Below are 15,317 nucleotides of genomic sequence, written 5' to 3' on the forward strand. Positions count from 1 at the left end.
ACCCGCCCGCTCCTCGCTCAGCTGCCGGACCGCTGCCCCGGCAGGCTCGCCGACAGGGCCGCCGGCGCACGCCGCGCCTGGTGCGGCATCGGGCCGTCGGGGTGCAGCGACGACGGCACGGGACCTGCGGGCTGGGGCACGCCCACCGGTCCGGCCGGAGCCGGTCCGGCGAGGCCCTGGCCGTTCGGGCCCGGCCCGCCCGGCCCCAGCGGCTCCTCGCCCTCGCCCGGCCGCTCGCCCTGCGGGCGGCGCGCCCGGTACGCGGCCCGGTAGGCGGCCGGGGACGACCCCAGCTGCCGCCGGAAGTGACCGCGCAGCGCCACGGGTGAGCGGAAGCCGCAGCGGCCCGCCACCTCGTCCACCGAGTAGTCCGACGTCTCCAGCAGCCGCTGCGCCTGGAGCACCCGCTGGGTGATCAGCCACTGCAGCGGCGCGCTGCCGGTGAGCGAGCGGAAGCGCCGGTCGAACGTCCGCCTGCTCATGTACGCGCGCGCCGCCAGCGTCTCCACGTCGAACTGCTCGTGGAGGTGCTCCAGCGCCCAGGCGACGACCTCGGCGAGCGGGTCGGCGCCGATCTCCTCGGGTAAAGACCTGTCGAGATAGCGCTCCTGGCCGCCGCTGCGGCGCGGCGGGACCACCAGCCGGCGAGCCAGCGCGCCGGCCGCCTCGTTGCCGTGGTCCGTGCGCACGATGTGCAGGCACAGGTCGATCCCGGCCGCGGTGCCCGCCGACGTCAGCACATCGCCGTCGTCGACGAACAACTCCCGCGGATCGACGTGCACCGACGGATAGCGCTTGGCCAGCGTCGGCGCGTACATCCAGTGGGTGGTCGCGGGACGGCCGTCCAGCAGGCCGGCCGCGGCCAGGACGAACGCCCCGGTGCACAGGCCGACGATGCGGGCCCCTTCCTCGTGCGCCCGGCGCAGGGCGTCGAGCGCCTCCGCAGGCGGCGGCGAGGTGATCGAACGCCAGGCCGGCACGACGACCGTGCCCGCCCGCGAGATCGCCTCCAGGCCGTGTGGCGCGGTGAGTTCCAGGCCCCCTGTGGTCCGCAGCGGGCCGTCCTCGCCGGCTGCCACCAGCAGGCGGTAGCGCGGCACTCCGGCGTCCTGGCGGTCGATCCCGAACACCGAAAGCGGTATGGAACTCTCGAAGATGGGGCCGCCGCTGAACAGCAGCACCGCGACGATCTCCTTGCGGCGTCGCCCGGAAAGCTTCCGGGCCGCGGCATCCGGCGCGGCAGTGGAGTCGTGGCTCATACTGCTAAGCCCCCCTCGGTGGTCGCGGCTCCTCGGTTGTGTCGCTCCTGCACGTTTCCCCTCGGTCCTGCACGAGTCCCCCGCCGTAAAGACAGTCAAGATCGAATCTACTGTGTCCAGCCGTGCGCCAGTGGCCAGTTCACCACCCGGCACATTGTCGACATGGCAACTTGGCGTGAAGCATTCGATCACGAAGCGTCGCACTAGCGCGGCGTGCAGGGAAGTGCGCCTCGTCGCGGTGGCCAATCCCCGTAGGGTGCGCAAACCCCCGGTGGCCCTTTCCGTGCAGGTCGAACGGGGGTTGGGGGGTACTTGGGTCAGGGGAGGCACAACTTCGAGAAGTTGGCTGAAAAGATGCGGGCGCGGGTGCGGAAACCGGTCAGTCAGCCGGTGTAGTTCCGCCGGGGTGCCGGTGGCCCCGGTGGGCCCCCGTACCGGTCCGTCGCCGCCGGCCGCGGTGCGCGACGCGTTCCTCGGCGCGCAGCCGGGCCGCCCCGCGCTCCGACTGGCGCAGCAGGACGCGGCAGGCCCCGGTCACGGCCGCCAGCCCCAGCGCGGTCCCGGCGGCGTGGACGGGCGGCGTGCCGTACCAGAGCAGGACCGCCGGCACGAGCGCGCAGCTGAAGACCGCCCAGCGGAGCACCTCGGTCACGCCGCCGTCGGCGCCGGGCCCGGCGACCTGCCCGGCTCCCGCACCCGCTTCCGCGCCGGTCGCCGCTCCGTGTCCCGGTACGCCGTCGGCCGTCCCCGGCGGAGGCGGCGGCGACGGACGGCTCCCGGCCGCGGGGTGGCCGCCGGGAACACCGGTGGCACCCGGGACAGTACGGGGTCCGGACACGGTGCGCTCCCTGATTGCTCCCTACGACGGCTCGCCGGGTTCAACGCCGGTTCGATCCGTCGGTCACTGTCCGGAGCCGACGGGTCTCTCCGCGGCCGTCCTGCGCGCCCCTTCCCGTGACCTCCCGCGCGCCCTGCGCACGCCGCGCGCCGCCCGCGCGGCGGTCCCGCACCGGACCCGCGCCCCGACCCGTACGACCCTGTCAGAGCCTCCCGCCTTCCCCCACGCGCCCCTCTTCAACCCCGCTGACCCCACCAGAACCTCCACGCTCCGGCCATGGCCCGTTCATTGCGCGCAAACCGCCTGTACGGGGCAGCAACCATTGCGTTACGGGCGCGCGTCGTGCATGCTCCGGTGAACCGCGCCGAACCGCCACGGAGAGTGCGCGGAATCTGGGCTAGAAAGGCTTGGCGCCGTACCCTTGGGGGTATGGGGACGGGAAGACGATTCCCGGACACAGCTTCGCCGCAGACTGTCGTCCCCGACTAAGGATCACATCGCCGAGACAGCCATGGCCGGTCACGAATTCTTCGAACCCGCGGACCGCAAGCGGCCGGTCGCCGACCCCACGGCGGCCGATCCCCTGGCGGCGCAAGAGCCACGCCACCCCTGCGATCCGGCGTTCAAGCACGGCGTCGTCGTCGGTTTCGACGGGTCCGACTCCAGCGAGCGCGCCCTCGCCTACGCGATCGGGATGGCCCACCGCACCCGCTCCGGTCTGATCATCGTCCATGTCGCCAACCGGCTGCCCACCACGGTGTGGGCCGGCTGTGAGCCACCCGTCTTCGTGGACGTGCCCGACCACCGCACCGAGGTCCTCGGCCTGGAGCTGGCGTGCGCGGAGTACCTCGCCGAGGTGCCGTGGATCCTGGTCGAGCGCGGCGGCGACATCTGCCACGAGCTGGAAGAGGTCGGCAAGGAGTACGCGGCGGACGCCATCGTGGTCGGCACCACCCACGGCCTCGTGGGCCGGATCTTCGGTTCGGTGGCCGGGCGGCTCGCCAAACGCGCGCAGCGGCCGGTCGTCGTCATCCCGTAGACCGTCTCCGGCCTTCCCCTGACCGTCCCCGGCGGCCTGCGCCGCTCCCGGACCGTGCCCGGCGACCTGTGCGCCGTCCCCGGTCGCCCGCGCGGCCTCCCCGGCCATCCCGCACGCCGTCCCCGCTGCTCGCGGGAGCGGCTTCGTCTCTTCTCAACACGCCTGTGCGACCAGGCACTTCGAGATGCGACCCTACTCGCGCGTAGAGGTGTTCGTGCCTTTGTGAAGGGCATATACCGGTCACCGCACAACTGCACACAGGCATGAAGGGAGCCCGCCGTGGCCAACGACGTCCCTGCGGGAAGCGCGACCACCACCATCGCCGGCCGACTCGCCCTCTTCGTCACCCTGCTGGCCTTCGGCCTCGGGAACACGAGGGTCGTCCACTCCGTCACCGCCGCCGACGCCGTGACGGTGGCTCACTACGCGGGCGGAGCAGCCCTGTTCCTCATAGGACTGCTCGCCTTCCACGACCGCGACACCGCCTCCGGTACGGCCTTCACGGCCTTCGGCGCCCTCTGGTTCACCTGGGCGCTCTCGGCCGGCGGTCCGTCCTCCGCCAACGCCGGGGGACTGTTCCTGGTCCTGTTCGCCGCGGTGGTCCTCACACTGACCCTCGCGGCCGACGATCAGCTCACCCAGGCCGGGTACGGGCTGTTCCTGGTCTCGCTGGTCCTGCTCGCCATCGCCGACTTCGCCGGGAACGACGGGCTCGGCAAGGTGGGCGGCTGGTTCTCCGTGGCCGCGGGGGCGGTGGTCTGGTACGCGGCCACCGCCGCGCTCGCGCACTGGCCCACGGCCATCTCGCGTCGGGCTGCCCGCCGGGGGGTGACGGCCACCGGCTAGTGCTGTGACCGGGGGCGGGCGGCTCCCCGGCATGCGGGACGGCCCTCCACGTGGTCGGTGGCGACACGTGGGGGGCCGTTCTCGTGCGTCGGCGGTGCGGGGGAGCTCTACTCCACCGTCACCGACTTCGCCAGGTTGCGGGGCTTGTCGATGTCGCGGCCGAGGGCCAGGGCCGTGTGGTACGAGAGGAGCTGGAGCGGGATGCCCATGAGGATCGGGTCCAGCTCGTCCTCGTTCTTCGGGACGACGATCGTCTGGTCGGCCTTCTCCTGCACCTGGTGGGCGACGGCGAGGATCTTGCCGCTGCGGGCCTTGATCTCCTCCAGGGCCGCGCGGTTCTTCTCCAGCAGGTCGTCGTCCGGCACGATCGCGACCGTCGGCAGCGCGGGCTCGATCAGGGCCAGCGGGCCGTGCTTCAGCTCGGAGGCCGGGTAGGCCTCGGCGTGGATGTAGGAGACCTCCTTGAGCTTCAGGGAGGCCTCGCGGGCCACGGGGTAGCCGCGCACCCGGCCGATGAAGAGCATCGAGCGGGCGTCCGCGTAGCCCTCGGCCAGCCGCTTGATCTCCTCCTCCTGCTTCATGATCTCGGTGATCTGCTCGGGCAGGCGGCGCAGGCCCTCGATGATCCGCTTGCCGTCGCGCACCGACAGGTCGCGGATGCGGCCGAGGTGCAGGGCGAGCAGCGCGAAGGCGACGCAGGTGTTGGTGAAGCACTTGGTGGACACCACGCACACCTCGGGGCCGGCGTGCACGTAGATGCCGCCGTCCGCCTCGCGGGCGATCGCGGAGCCGACGACGTTGACGACGCCGAGCACCCGCGCGCCCTTGCGCTTGAGTTCCTGGACGGCGGCCAGCACGTCGTAGGTCTCGCCGGACTGGGAGACCGCGATGTAGAGGGTGTCGGGGTCAACGACCGCGTTGCGGTAGCGGAACTCCGAGGCCGGCTCGGCGTCGGCGGGGATCCGGGCCAGCTCCTCGATCATCTGCGCGCCGATCATGCCGGCGTGGTACGAGGTGCCGCAGCCGAGGATCTTCACCCGGCGCACCGCGCGGGCGGCGCGGGCGTCGAGGTTGATGCCGCCGAGGTGCACGGTGGCGAACCGGTCGTCGATCCGGCCGCGCAGCACCCGGTCCACGGCCTCGGCCTGCTCGTGGATCTCCTTGTGCATGTACGTGTCGTGGCCGCCCATGTCGTACGACTCGGCCTCCCACTCCACGGTGGTCGGCTCGGCGGTCGTACGGGTGCCCTCGGTGGTGTACGTGCGGAAGTCGTCGGCCTTGAGGGTGGCCATCTCGCCGTCGTCGAGGGTGACTATCTGGCGGGTGTGGGCGACCAGCGCGGCGACGTCGGAGGCGACGAACATCTCCTTCTCGCCGATGCCGAGGACGACCGGCGAGCCGTTGCGGGCGACGACGATCCGGTCGGCGAAGTCGGCGTGCATGACGGCGATGCCGTAGGTGCCCTCGACCAGACGGACGGCGGCGCGGACCTTCTCCTCCAGCGTCGCGGCCTCGGAGCGGGCGATGAGGTGGACCAGGACCTCGGTGTCGGTCTCGGAGAGGAACTCGACGCCGTCCGCCTCCAGCTTGCGGCGCAGGTCGGCGGCGTTGTCGATGATGCCGTTGTGCACGACGGCGACCTTGTGGTCGGCCGACATGTGCGGGTGGGCGTTCACGTCGGAGGGGGCGCCGTGCGTGGCCCAGCGGGTGTGGGCGATGCCGGTGGTGCCCTTGAAGCGCGCCGGGACCTTGGCCTCCAGGTCGCGGACCCGGCCCTTGGCCTTGACCATCTTCAGACCGGGCGTCTTCGGCGAGGTGACGACGATGCCCGCGGAGTCGTAGCCGCGGTACTCCAGGCGCTGGAGGCCCTCCAGGAGCAGCGGCGCTACGTCACGCTTGCCGATGTATCCGACGATTCCGCACATAAAGACGTATTCCTCAGGGTTGGGGAGGGCGGGGGACTCAGCCGTAGACGATGCGGCGCAGCTGGCGGAGGGACAGCTCCGGCGGCGCCACCGCGCGGTACTTCAGGTCCGTCCCGATCCGTTCGAAGATCTCCGCGTTCACCAGGCCCTGCGCCTGGAGTTCGCGGTGGCGGCGACGGACGAACTCCTCGGTCGTCTCGTCGAAGTAGGCGAGCACGTCCTGGATCACCCGCAGCGCCTCGCCCCGGCTCAGGGGCGTGGACCGCGTCAGATGATCTACAAGTTCGTCGTGCACCCGGTAGATCCTGGGGTACCGGCGATACTTTCGCAAGAATCTTGCCCGATTTCGGGCAGGACCCTCTTGGGTTTCTTGTGAACTCCTGTTCGTATCCTGTCCACTCGGCGGCCCGCGCCCCGTCGCGTGGGTACACCATTTTCAGACGCCATGGACATTCCTCGCATGGGCGTTCCCGAGCAGCTGGCCGACCGCATGAGCATGGCCGAGCAGCACGAGTACCTGCGCTCCAAGTTCTCGCGGCGCACGATGATGAGAGGCGGCGCGGTCACTCTCGGCGCCGTCGCCGGTGGCGCGTTCCTGACGGGCACCGCCGCCCAGGCCGCCGTCCCGGCCCAGCGCAGCACCCCCTCGGCCGCCCCTTCGACGCAGCACGTCGACGGCGCCTACGTCGCCCCGTTCGGCCGCCACCTGGCCTACGGCAACGACCCGCGCACGGAGATCACCGTCTCCTGGCAGGTCCCGGTCGCCGTCGAGAAGCCGTTCATCCGCATCGGCGCCCACCCCTGGGACCTGTCCCGCAGGATCGAGGCCGAGGTCCGCACCCTGTACACCCCGGCCGGCGTCGGCGCGAGCGGCGACCACACCCAGTACTACCTGCACGCCAGGCTCACCCACCTGCGCCCCGGCCGCACCTACTACTACGGCGTCGGCCACCAGGGCTTCGACCCGGCGCAGGCGCACCTCGCGGGCACCCTCGGCACCTTCACCACCGCCCCCGACCACAAGGCGCCGTTCACCTTCACCGCCTTCGGCGACGAGGGCGTCGGCTACCACGGCCTGGCCAACAACAGCCTGCTGCTCGGCCAGAACCCGGCCTTCCACCTGCACGCGGGCGACATCGCCTACGCCGACCCGTCCGGCGCCGGCAAGACCGCCGACACCGGCTTCGACTCGCGCACCTGGGACCAGTTCCTCGCCCAGACCGAGTCCGTCGCCAAGCAGATCCCGTGGATGCCCGCCTACGGCAACCACGACATGGAGGCCTGGTACTCGCCCAACGGCTACGGCGGCGAGGACGCCCGCTGGACCCTGCCCGACAACGGCCCCGACGCGAAGAACCTGCCGGGCGTCTACTCCTTCGTCTACGGCAACACCGCGGTCATCTCGCTGGACGCCAACGACATCTCCTTCGAGATCCCCGCCAACCTCGGCCTCTCCGGCGGCACCCAGACCAAGTGGCTGGAGGCGCAGCTCAAGAGGTTCCGCGCCTCCCGGGACGTCGACTTCGTCGTCGTCTTCTTCCACCACTGCGCCTACTGCACCTCCACCGCGCACGCCTCGGAGGGGGGCGTGCGCCAGGAGTGGGTGCCGCTGTTCGAGAAGTACTCCGTGGACCTGGTCATCAACGGCCACAACCACCAGTACGAGCGCACCGACGTCATCAAGGCCGGCGCCGTCGCCAAGAAGCTCCCGATCGGCGCCACCGCCTACCCGGAGACCGAGGGCGTCGTCTACGTCACCGCCGGCGCGGCGGGCCGCAGCCTGTACGCCTTCTCCGCCCCCGACTCCTACGAGGGCCACGAGCACGAGGTCGAGTCGGTCGCCTCCTTCGTCAACACCAAGGACGGCAAGAAGAACGAGACGGTCACCTGGTCGCGCGTGCGCTACCTCGACTACTCCTTCCTGCGCGTGGACGTCCAGCCCGCCGCGCGCGGCCGGTACGCCACGCTGACGGTGCGCGGCATCGCCGAAACCGGCGAGCAGATCGACCACTTCACGGTGGCCCGCCGGGCGAAGTAGCGCCCGCAGCCCGCGGGTTCCGCGCCCCGCCGGTTCGCCGCCCGTCGCCGGGGGACCGCCCCCCGCTGCCCGGCCCCCGCCCGTCACCGACGGAGCGCGCCGGGCAGCGCCGTTCCCGTGCCGCCCTACGGATGATTTCGCCGGGGGAGGGACGGTTCGGCCGCTCCTGGGGGACAGTGGTCAATAGCCTCGGGCCGTGCACCAGGCCCCCGGTCCCCGTCCGAACGTAAAGGGAGCGCATGTGAGACGGCACCACAGCACGACTCCCCGCACGCACCGCGAATCCCCCTCAACCTCCCCGCCGCGTGACCCGGCCGGCTTCCGGCCGGCCCGCGCGGCCCGCGCCCTCGGCGCGCTGCTGCTCGTCTCCGCGGCCGGCGCCTGCGCCGTGGGCGCCGCCCCCGCCGGGCACGAGAACGCCGTGCGGGACACCGCCGCGCGGGCGAGCGCCGCGTACACCCGCGCGGGCGTGACCCCGCTGGACCGGGTGATCCCCGCGCCCGCCTCCGTCCGGCCCGGCGGGTCCCCGTACCGGCTCACCGCCGGCGCCCGGATCCGGGTGGACGACTCGCCCGCGGTCCGCGCGGTCGGCCAGTACCTCGCGGACGTCCTGCGCCCGTCGACCGGCTACCGGCTGCCGCTGACCACGCACGCCGCCACCGGCATCCGGCTGCGCCTGGCCGACGGCCCGTCCGGCGCCGAGGGTTACCGCCTCGACAGCGGCCCCGCGGGAGTGACCATCACCGCCCGCGAGCCGGCCGGCCTCTTCCACGGCGTGCAGACCCTGCGCCAACTGCTGCCCGCCGCGGTGGAGAAGAAGTCCGTGCAGCCCGGTCCCTGGAAGGTCGCCGGCGGCACCGTCACCGACACCCCGCGCTACGCCTACCGGGGCGCCATGCTGGACGTCTCCCGGCACTTCTTCACCGTCGCGCAGGTCAAGCGGTACATCGACGAACTCGCCCTGTACAAGGTCAACGAACTGCATCTGCACCTGAGCGACGACCAGGGCTGGCGCATCGCGATCGACTCCTGGCCGCGCCTGGCGTCCTACGGCGGCTCCACCCAGGTCGGCGGCGGCCCCGGCGGCCACTACACCAAGGCCGACTACCAGGAGATCGTCCGCTACGCCGCCTCCCGCTACCTGGAGGTCGTCCCGGAGATCGACATGCCGGGCCACACCAACGCGGCCCTCGCCTCCTACGCCGACCTCAACTGCGACGGCGTCGCGCCCCCGCTCTACACCGGCACCAACGTCGGCTTCAGCTCCCTGTGCGCGGGCAAGGAGATCACCTACAAGTTCGCCGAGGACGTGATCCGCGAGCTGGCCGCCCTCACCCCGGGCCGCTATCTGCACATCGGCGGCGACGAGGCGCACTCCACCAGCCACGAGGACTACACGACGGTCATGCACCGCGTGCAGCCCCTCGTCGCCGAATACGGCAAGACGGTCATCGGCTGGCACCAGCTGACCGGCGCCACCCCCGCCAAGGGCGCCCTCGCGCAGTACTGGGGCCTGGACTCCACCAGCGCGGCCGAGAAGGAGCAGGTCGCGCAGGCCGCGCGGAACGGCACCGGGCTGATCCTCTCCCCGGCCGACCGGGTCTACCTCGACATGAAGTACACGAAGGACACCCCGCTCGGCCTGACCTGGGCCGGCTATGTCGAGGTGCGGCGCTCCTACGACTGGGACCCCGCGACCTATCTGCCCGGCGCACCCGCCTCCGCGGTACGCGGCGTGGAGGCGCCGCTGTGGTCGGAGACGCTGTCCACCTCCGCCCACCTGGACGCGATGGCCTTCCCGCGGCTGCCCGGCGCCGCCGAACTCGGCTGGTCGCCCGTGGCCACGCACGACTGGGACGCCTACAAGGTCCGGCTCGCCGCCCAGGCCCCGCGCTGGGACGCCCTGGGCATCGGCTACTACCGCTCGCCCCAGGTGCCCTGGCCGAGCAGCTGACCGGCAGCGCACGGCGGGCGCCCCGGAGGACCGTACTCCGGGGCGCCCGCCCGATCCCGGCGGCCGCGGCGGTCTTCTCGCGAACCCGCGCGGGCCGTCGCCGGGAATGCTCCTGACGTTAGGTCAGGTGTTTTGTGTGCGGCGGTCAGGAGACCTTCTTCGCCGTCTCGATGGCCTTGGCCAGGTCCTCCAGCAGCGGGACGCACTTGTCGTAGGACAGGATCGGCTCCGGGTTGCGGGCGATGACCTGGTTCGCCTTGACCGCGGGCAGCTTCTTCCAGGTGGCCTGGGTGATGGCGGCGGGCTGGATGGCCGAGGTGCGGTTGTCCATCATGATGATGTCCGCCGCGTACTTGTCGACGTTCTCCCAGCTCAGCGACTCGTACCAGCCGCCGCCCTTGGCCTTGGCCTGCTCGGGCGGCTCGACGAGGTTCACGCCGAGCGCCTTGAAGTACTCCAGGTCGATGGAGAGGTTGGAGCCGGAGACGTAGAACAGGTCCTGGCTGGCGGAGCCGACCAGCACCTTGATGCCTGGCTTGGCCTTGGCGGCGGCGCGCAGCCGGGCGGCGGCGTCCTCGAAGCGCTTCTTGGCCTGCTTGACCTTGTCGTTGTCCACGTCGGCGCCGAGCGACTTCGCCAGCGCGAGCATGCGCTCCAGCGGCTGGGTGAGCTGGCGGTCGTAGACGGAGACGCCGACCGAGGGGGCGCCCACGGCGAGGATCTTCTTCTTCGACTCCTCCGGGACGTACCAGAGGGTGCCCGCGTTGTCGAACATCGTGGAGATCAGCAGGTCGGGGGCGAGGGAGGCGTACTTCTCGATGCTGAACTGGCCCCACTCGTTGCCGAGGACCGTCACCTTGGCGACGTCCATGTCGCCGGCCTGGACGTCGGCCTTGCCGTCCTTGGTCGTGGTGGGACCGAAGACGCCCTTGGTCTGGATGCCGTAGTCGTACAGCGCGGCGGCCACGCCGACGAAGGCGACGATGTTCGAGGGGACCTTGTCGGCCTTCGCGGTCTGCCCGCGGTCGTCCTCGAAGGACCAGGGGCCGGACTTCGCCGCGCTCCCCTTGCTGCTGTCCGACCCGCCGTCCTTCTTGTCCCCGTCGCCGCAGGCGGCGAGCGCGGCGCCGAGGCCGATGGCGCCGCCGGCGGCGAGGACGCCGCGGCGGGAGAGACGGGGGACACGGGGCTGGGGCTGGGACATGGGCGTGCCGCTTTCGAACGGGGCGGGGTACCGCCGGTGAGGTTCGAAGGTAGGTTAGCCTAACCTCATCCTCCGTCCAGGGCCGGGGGCCCCGCCCGTCCGGGCGTCAGGGGCGGATTCTCAGCTGGTCAGGCCCAACTCCCGAGCGATCAGCATGCGTTGGACCTCGCTGGTGCCCTCGCCGATCTCCAGGATCTTCGAGTCGCGCCACATCCGGGCCACCGGGTACTCGTTCATGAAGCCGTAGCCGCCGTGGATCTGCGTGGCGTCGCGGGCGTTGTCCACGGCGATCGTCGACGAGTACAGCTTCGCCAGCGCCGCCTCCTTCTTGAACGGCTCGCCCGCCACCAGCCGGTAGGCCGCGTCCCGCCAGGCCAGCCGGGAGGTGTGCGCCTTCATCTCCATGTCGGCGATCTTGAACTGGATCGCCTGGTTGGCGCCGATCGGCTTGCCGAAGGCGTGCCGCTCCTTGGCGTACTTCACCGACTCGTCCACGCAGCCCTGCGCCAGGCCGGTGGCCAGCGCCGCGATCGCGATGCGCCCCTCGTCCAGGATGCGCAGGAACTGCGCGTACCCGCGACCCTGTTCGCCCAGCAGGTTGGCGGCCGGCACCCGCACGTCCTGGAAGGACAGCTCACGGGTGTCCGAGGCGTTCCAGCCGACCTTGGAGTAGGCGGGCGCCACCGTGAAGCCCGGCGTCCCGGAGGGGACGATGATCGAGGAGATCAGCGGCCGGCCGTCGCTCTTGCGGCCGGTGACCGCCGTGACCGTCACCAGACCGGTGATGTCCGTGCCGGAGTTGGTGATGAAGCACTTGGCGCCGTTGACGACCCACTCGCCGGTCGCCTCGTCCAGGCGGGCCGTGGTGCGGGTGGCGCCCGCGTCCGAGCCGCCGTCCGGCTCGGTCAGGCCGAACGCGCCGAGGATCTCGCCCGCGCACAGCCGCGGCAGCCACGCGCGCTTCTGCTCCTCGGTGCCGAACAGATGGATCGGCATGGCGCCCAGCGAGACGCCCGCCTCCAGGGTGATGGCCACGGAGGAGTCCACCCGGGCCAGCTCCTCCAACGCGATGCCGAGCGCCAGATAGTCGCCGCCCATGCCGCCGTACTCCTCGGGGAACGGCAGCCCGAACAGGCCCATCCGGCCCATCTCCCGCACGATCTCGTACGGGAACTCGTGCCGCTCGTAGAAGTCGCCGATCTTCGGCGCCACGACGTCGTGCGCGAACTCCTCCACCGTACGGCGGAGTTCCTCCAGCTCGGGGGTGAGACGGTGGTTCATCACTGCTCCTTGTGGGAGAGGGCACGCAGGGTGCGGGAGGGACTGGGCCGGCCGAGCCGGGCGGCCATCCACGCGCTCGTGGCGGTGAGACGGCCGAGGTCGACTCCGGTGTCGATGCCGAGGCCCCGCAGCATCCACACCAGATCCTCGGTGGCGAGGTTGCCGGTGGCGGACTTGGCGTACGGACAGCCGCCGAGGCCACCCGCGGAGGCGTCCACGGTGGTGACGCCGTGCTGGAGCGCGGCCAGGGTGTTGGCGAGCGCCTGGCCGTAGGTGTCGTGGAAGTGCACGCCGAGCGCGGCGGTGGGCACCCGCTGCTCGTTCAGCGCGGAGAGCAGTTCCAGGACGTGGCCGGGGGTGGCCACGCCGATCGTGTCGCCGAGGCTCAGCTCGTCGCAGCCCATGTCGAGCAGCGCCCGGCACACCCGCACCACCTGGTGGACCGGGACGGCGCCCTCCCACGGGTCGCCGAAGCACATCGACAGATAGCCGCGCACATGGGCGCCGCCCTCCTTGGCGCGTGCCACCACCGGCTCGAACATGGCCAGCGCCTCGTCCACCGTGCGGTTCAGATTGGCCTTGGCGAAGGACTCGGTGGCGCTGGCGAAGACGGCGATCCGGGACGCGCCCAGCGACAGCGCCCGCTCGAGACCGCGTTCGTTGGGCACCAGCACCGGCAGGTCCACCGGGAGGCCGGAGACCTGCGGGAACAGCTCCTCGGCGTCGGCCAGCTGGGGCACCCACCTGGGGTGGACGAAGCTGGTCGCCTCGATCGTCGTCAGGCCCGCGTCGGCCAGCCGGCGGATGAACTCGGCCTTCACCTCGGTCGGCACGGCCGTCTGCTCGTTCTGCAGGCCGTCGCGCGGACCCACCTCGTGGATCCTGACCCGGGCGGGCAGATCCGGCGCGGGCACCACCATGGGCAGCGGCTCGGCCGCGGGAGTGCCGTCGCTCATCACCGCACCGTCCCTTCCTCGTCGGCGTGCGACGCCTCGTCGTGCGGCGCGATGACCGCGAGGACCTGGTCCATGGCGACCGTCGTGCCCGGCGAGACGTCCAGTTCGGTGACCGTGCCGGCGTGCGGGGCGGAGATGACGTGCTCCATCTTCATCGCCTCCACCACCAGCAGGCTCTGGCCCGCCGTCACCTCGTCGCCGACGGCCACCTTCACCACCGTCACCGTGCCGGGCATGGGGGCGGTGAGCGAGTCGGCGCCGGCGTGGGCGGCGCGGGTGAGGGAGGCGGCGACCGGGTCGTGGTCGCGCACCTGCCAGGCCTCGCCGTCCCGGCCGAGCCAGTCGGCGGCGCGGTGGAAGGTGTGCCGCACCCCGTCCAGGACGACCGAGACCGTCTCGTCGGTGACCGTGTGGGCGCCGCGCGGGACGTACTCCACCGGGTCCGTCACCCGCAGGTGGAAGGCGAGCGGCTTCGGCTCGCCGCCCAGCCGCCAGCCGCTCGGCACGGAGAACGGGTCCGTCCAGCCGGCGCCGTCGGCCTTCGGCCGCAGCTCCTCCAGCCGGACGGCCGCCGCCGCCTCGTACACCTCCTCGGGCACCTCGGTGGTGACCAGGTCGTCCACCGCCCGCTCCACCAGACCGGTGTCCAGCTCGCCCGCCACCACCGCCGGATGCGCCAGCAGACGGCGCAGGAACGCGGCGTTGGTCTGCACGCCCAGGGTGACCGTCCGGGCCAGGGCCGCCCGCAGCCTCCTGAGCGCGGTGGCGCGGTCGGGGCCGTAGGCGATCACCTTGGACAGCATCGGGTCGTAGAGGCTGCCGACCTCGGTGCCCTCGCTCAGCCCCGAGTCGGTGCGCACGCCGTCGCCCTCGGGCTCGTGCAGCCTGAGCACCGTGCCGCCCGAGGGCAGGAAGCCGCGCGCCGGGATCTCCGCGCACAGCCGGGCCTCCACCGCGTGCCCGGTGAGGGCGATGTCCTCCTGCGCGAAGGGCAGGTGCTCGCCGGCCGCCACCCGCAGCTGCCACTCCACCAGGTCCAGGCCGGTGACCAGCTCGGTGACCGGGTGCTCCACCTGGAGACGGGTGTTCATCTCCATGAAGTAGTACGAGGAGGGGTCGCCGCCGGGGACGATGAACTCCACCGTGCCCGCGCCCCGGTAGCCGCAGGAGCGGGCCGCCTGGACCGCTGCCTCACCCATCGCGGCGCGCGTCGCCTCGTCCAGCAGGACGCTCGGCGCCTCCTCGATGATCTTCTGGTGGCGGCGTTGCAGCGAGCACTCGCGCTCGCCGAGGTGGATCACGGTGCCGTGGCCGTCGGCCAGGACCTGGATCTCGATATGGCGCGGGGTGTCCACCCAGCGCTCGACCAGCAGCGTGTCGTCGCCGAAGGAGGCACGGGCCTCCCGGCGCGCGGCGGCGATCTCCTCGGCCAGCCGGTCCGCCTCCCGCACCAGGCGCATGCCCTTGCCGCCGCCGCCCGCCGACGGCTTCAGCAGCACCGGCATGCCGATCTCGCGGGCCGCCTCGGCCAGCTGCTCGTCGCTCAGCCCGGAGCCGCTGGAGCCGGGCACCACCGGCACCCCGGCCGCCCGCACCGTCTCCTTGGCCCGGATCTTGTCGCCCATCAGCGAGATCGCGTCGGCCGGCGGCCCGATGAAGACCAGCCCGGCCTCCTCGCAGGCGCGCGCGAAGCCGGCGTTCTCCGCCAGGAAGCCGTAGCCCGGGTGGACCGCCTGGGCGCCGGTCAGGCGGGCGGCCTCCAGCAGCCGTTCCACCGACAGATAGCTCTCGGCCGCGGGCGGCGGACCGATCCGCACCGCCGTGTCCGCCTCGCGCACATGGCGGGCGTCCGCGTCGGCGTCGGAGAAGACGGCCACCGAGCGCACCCCGAGGGCGCGCAGGGTGCGGATCACCCGGACGGCGATCTCGCCGCGGTTGGCCACCAGAACTGTCTCGAACATGCTCACGAGATCCCCC

At 72.2% G+C, this 15,317-nt stretch carries 12 protein-coding genes; 4 read left to right on the top strand and 8 right to left on the bottom strand.

Annotated elements, in window-relative coordinates:
• Window positions 1-17 precede the first annotated feature (17 nt).
• Complete coding sequence (locus tag AB0N63_RS22790; RefSeq protein WP_365530883.1) at window positions 18-1,259, bottom strand: helix-turn-helix domain-containing protein; 1,242 nt, start codon at window positions 1,257-1,259, stop codon at window positions 18-20.
• A 379-nt stretch (window positions 1,260-1,638) separates the two neighbouring features.
• Complete coding sequence (locus AB0N63_RS22795) at window positions 1,639-1,911, bottom strand: hypothetical protein (RefSeq protein ID WP_365530885.1); 273 nt, start codon at window positions 1,909-1,911, stop codon at window positions 1,639-1,641.
• Window positions 1,912-2,608: 697 nt separating this feature from the next.
• Between AB0N63_RS22795 and AB0N63_RS22800 the strand changes: the two genes are divergently transcribed.
• Window positions 2,609-3,136 carry a universal stress protein gene (locus AB0N63_RS22800; RefSeq protein WP_009188748.1) on the top strand — a complete coding sequence of 176 codons (528 nt, stop codon included), beginning with the start codon at window positions 2,609-2,611 and terminating at the stop codon, window positions 3,134-3,136.
• Between the two features lie 279 nt (window positions 3,137-3,415).
• Window positions 3,416-3,982, top strand: a complete 567-nt coding sequence (locus tag AB0N63_RS22805; protein ID WP_365530887.1) for a GPR1/FUN34/YaaH family transporter — start codon at window positions 3,416-3,418, stop codon at window positions 3,980-3,982.
• Between the two features lie 107 nt (window positions 3,983-4,089).
• On the opposite strand, the gene glmS is transcribed toward AB0N63_RS22805, so the two are convergent.
• Window positions 4,090-5,907, bottom strand: a complete 1,818-nt coding sequence (gene glmS, locus AB0N63_RS22810; protein WP_365530891.1) for a glutamine--fructose-6-phosphate transaminase (isomerizing) — start codon at window positions 5,905-5,907, stop codon at window positions 4,090-4,092.
• A gap of 37 nt (window positions 5,908-5,944) precedes the next feature.
• Window positions 5,945-6,202, bottom strand: coding sequence for a hypothetical protein (locus tag AB0N63_RS22815; RefSeq protein ID WP_009188745.1), 258 nt, complete (start codon window positions 6,200-6,202; stop codon window positions 5,945-5,947).
• Window positions 6,203-6,367: 165 nt separating this feature from the next.
• On the opposite strand from AB0N63_RS22815, the gene AB0N63_RS22820 reads away from it, so the two are divergent.
• Entirely contained in the window at window positions 6,368-7,945 is a 1,578-nt protein-coding gene (locus AB0N63_RS22820) for a metallophosphoesterase family protein (protein ID WP_365531057.1), read from the top strand.
• 358 nt (window positions 7,946-8,303) lie between these two features.
• Window positions 8,304-9,899 carry a beta-N-acetylhexosaminidase gene (locus AB0N63_RS22825; RefSeq protein ID WP_365531059.1) on the top strand — a complete coding sequence of 532 codons (1,596 nt, stop codon included), beginning with the start codon at window positions 8,304-8,306 and terminating at the stop codon, window positions 9,897-9,899.
• A gap of 145 nt (window positions 9,900-10,044) precedes the next feature.
• On the opposite strand, the gene AB0N63_RS22830 is transcribed toward AB0N63_RS22825, so the two are convergent.
• The 4 genes from AB0N63_RS22830 to AB0N63_RS22845 all read right to left on the bottom strand — a co-directional run bounded on the left by AB0N63_RS22830 (window position 10,045) and on the right by AB0N63_RS22845 (window position 15,301).
• Window positions 10,045-11,103 carry an ABC transporter substrate-binding protein gene (locus AB0N63_RS22830; protein ID WP_365530893.1) on the bottom strand — a complete coding sequence of 353 codons (1,059 nt, stop codon included), beginning with the start codon at window positions 11,101-11,103 and terminating at the stop codon, window positions 10,045-10,047.
• A 120-nt stretch (window positions 11,104-11,223) separates the two neighbouring features.
• On the bottom strand, window positions 11,224-12,384 hold the full coding sequence (locus AB0N63_RS22835; protein ID WP_365530895.1) for an acyl-CoA dehydrogenase family protein: 1,161 nt from the start codon (window positions 12,382-12,384) through the stop codon (window positions 11,224-11,226).
• The gene (locus AB0N63_RS22840; protein ID WP_365530896.1) at window positions 12,384-13,340 is read right to left on the bottom strand and encodes a hydroxymethylglutaryl-CoA lyase; all 957 of its coding nucleotides are present in this window, start codon (window positions 13,338-13,340) and stop codon (window positions 12,384-12,386) included. The genes AB0N63_RS22835 and AB0N63_RS22840 overlap by 1 nt, the downstream gene beginning before the upstream one ends.
• Window positions 13,340-15,301, bottom strand: a complete 1,962-nt coding sequence (locus tag AB0N63_RS22845; RefSeq protein WP_365530898.1) for an acetyl-CoA carboxylase biotin carboxylase subunit — start codon at window positions 15,299-15,301, stop codon at window positions 13,340-13,342. The genes AB0N63_RS22840 and AB0N63_RS22845 overlap by 1 nt, the downstream gene beginning before the upstream one ends.
• Between the last annotated feature and the right edge of the window lie 16 nt (window positions 15,302-15,317).

It is taken from the genome of Streptomyces sp. NPDC093260 (assembly GCF_040683715.1).
GTDB lineage: Bacteria > Actinomycetota > Actinomycetes > Streptomycetales > Streptomycetaceae > Streptomyces > Streptomyces sennicomposti.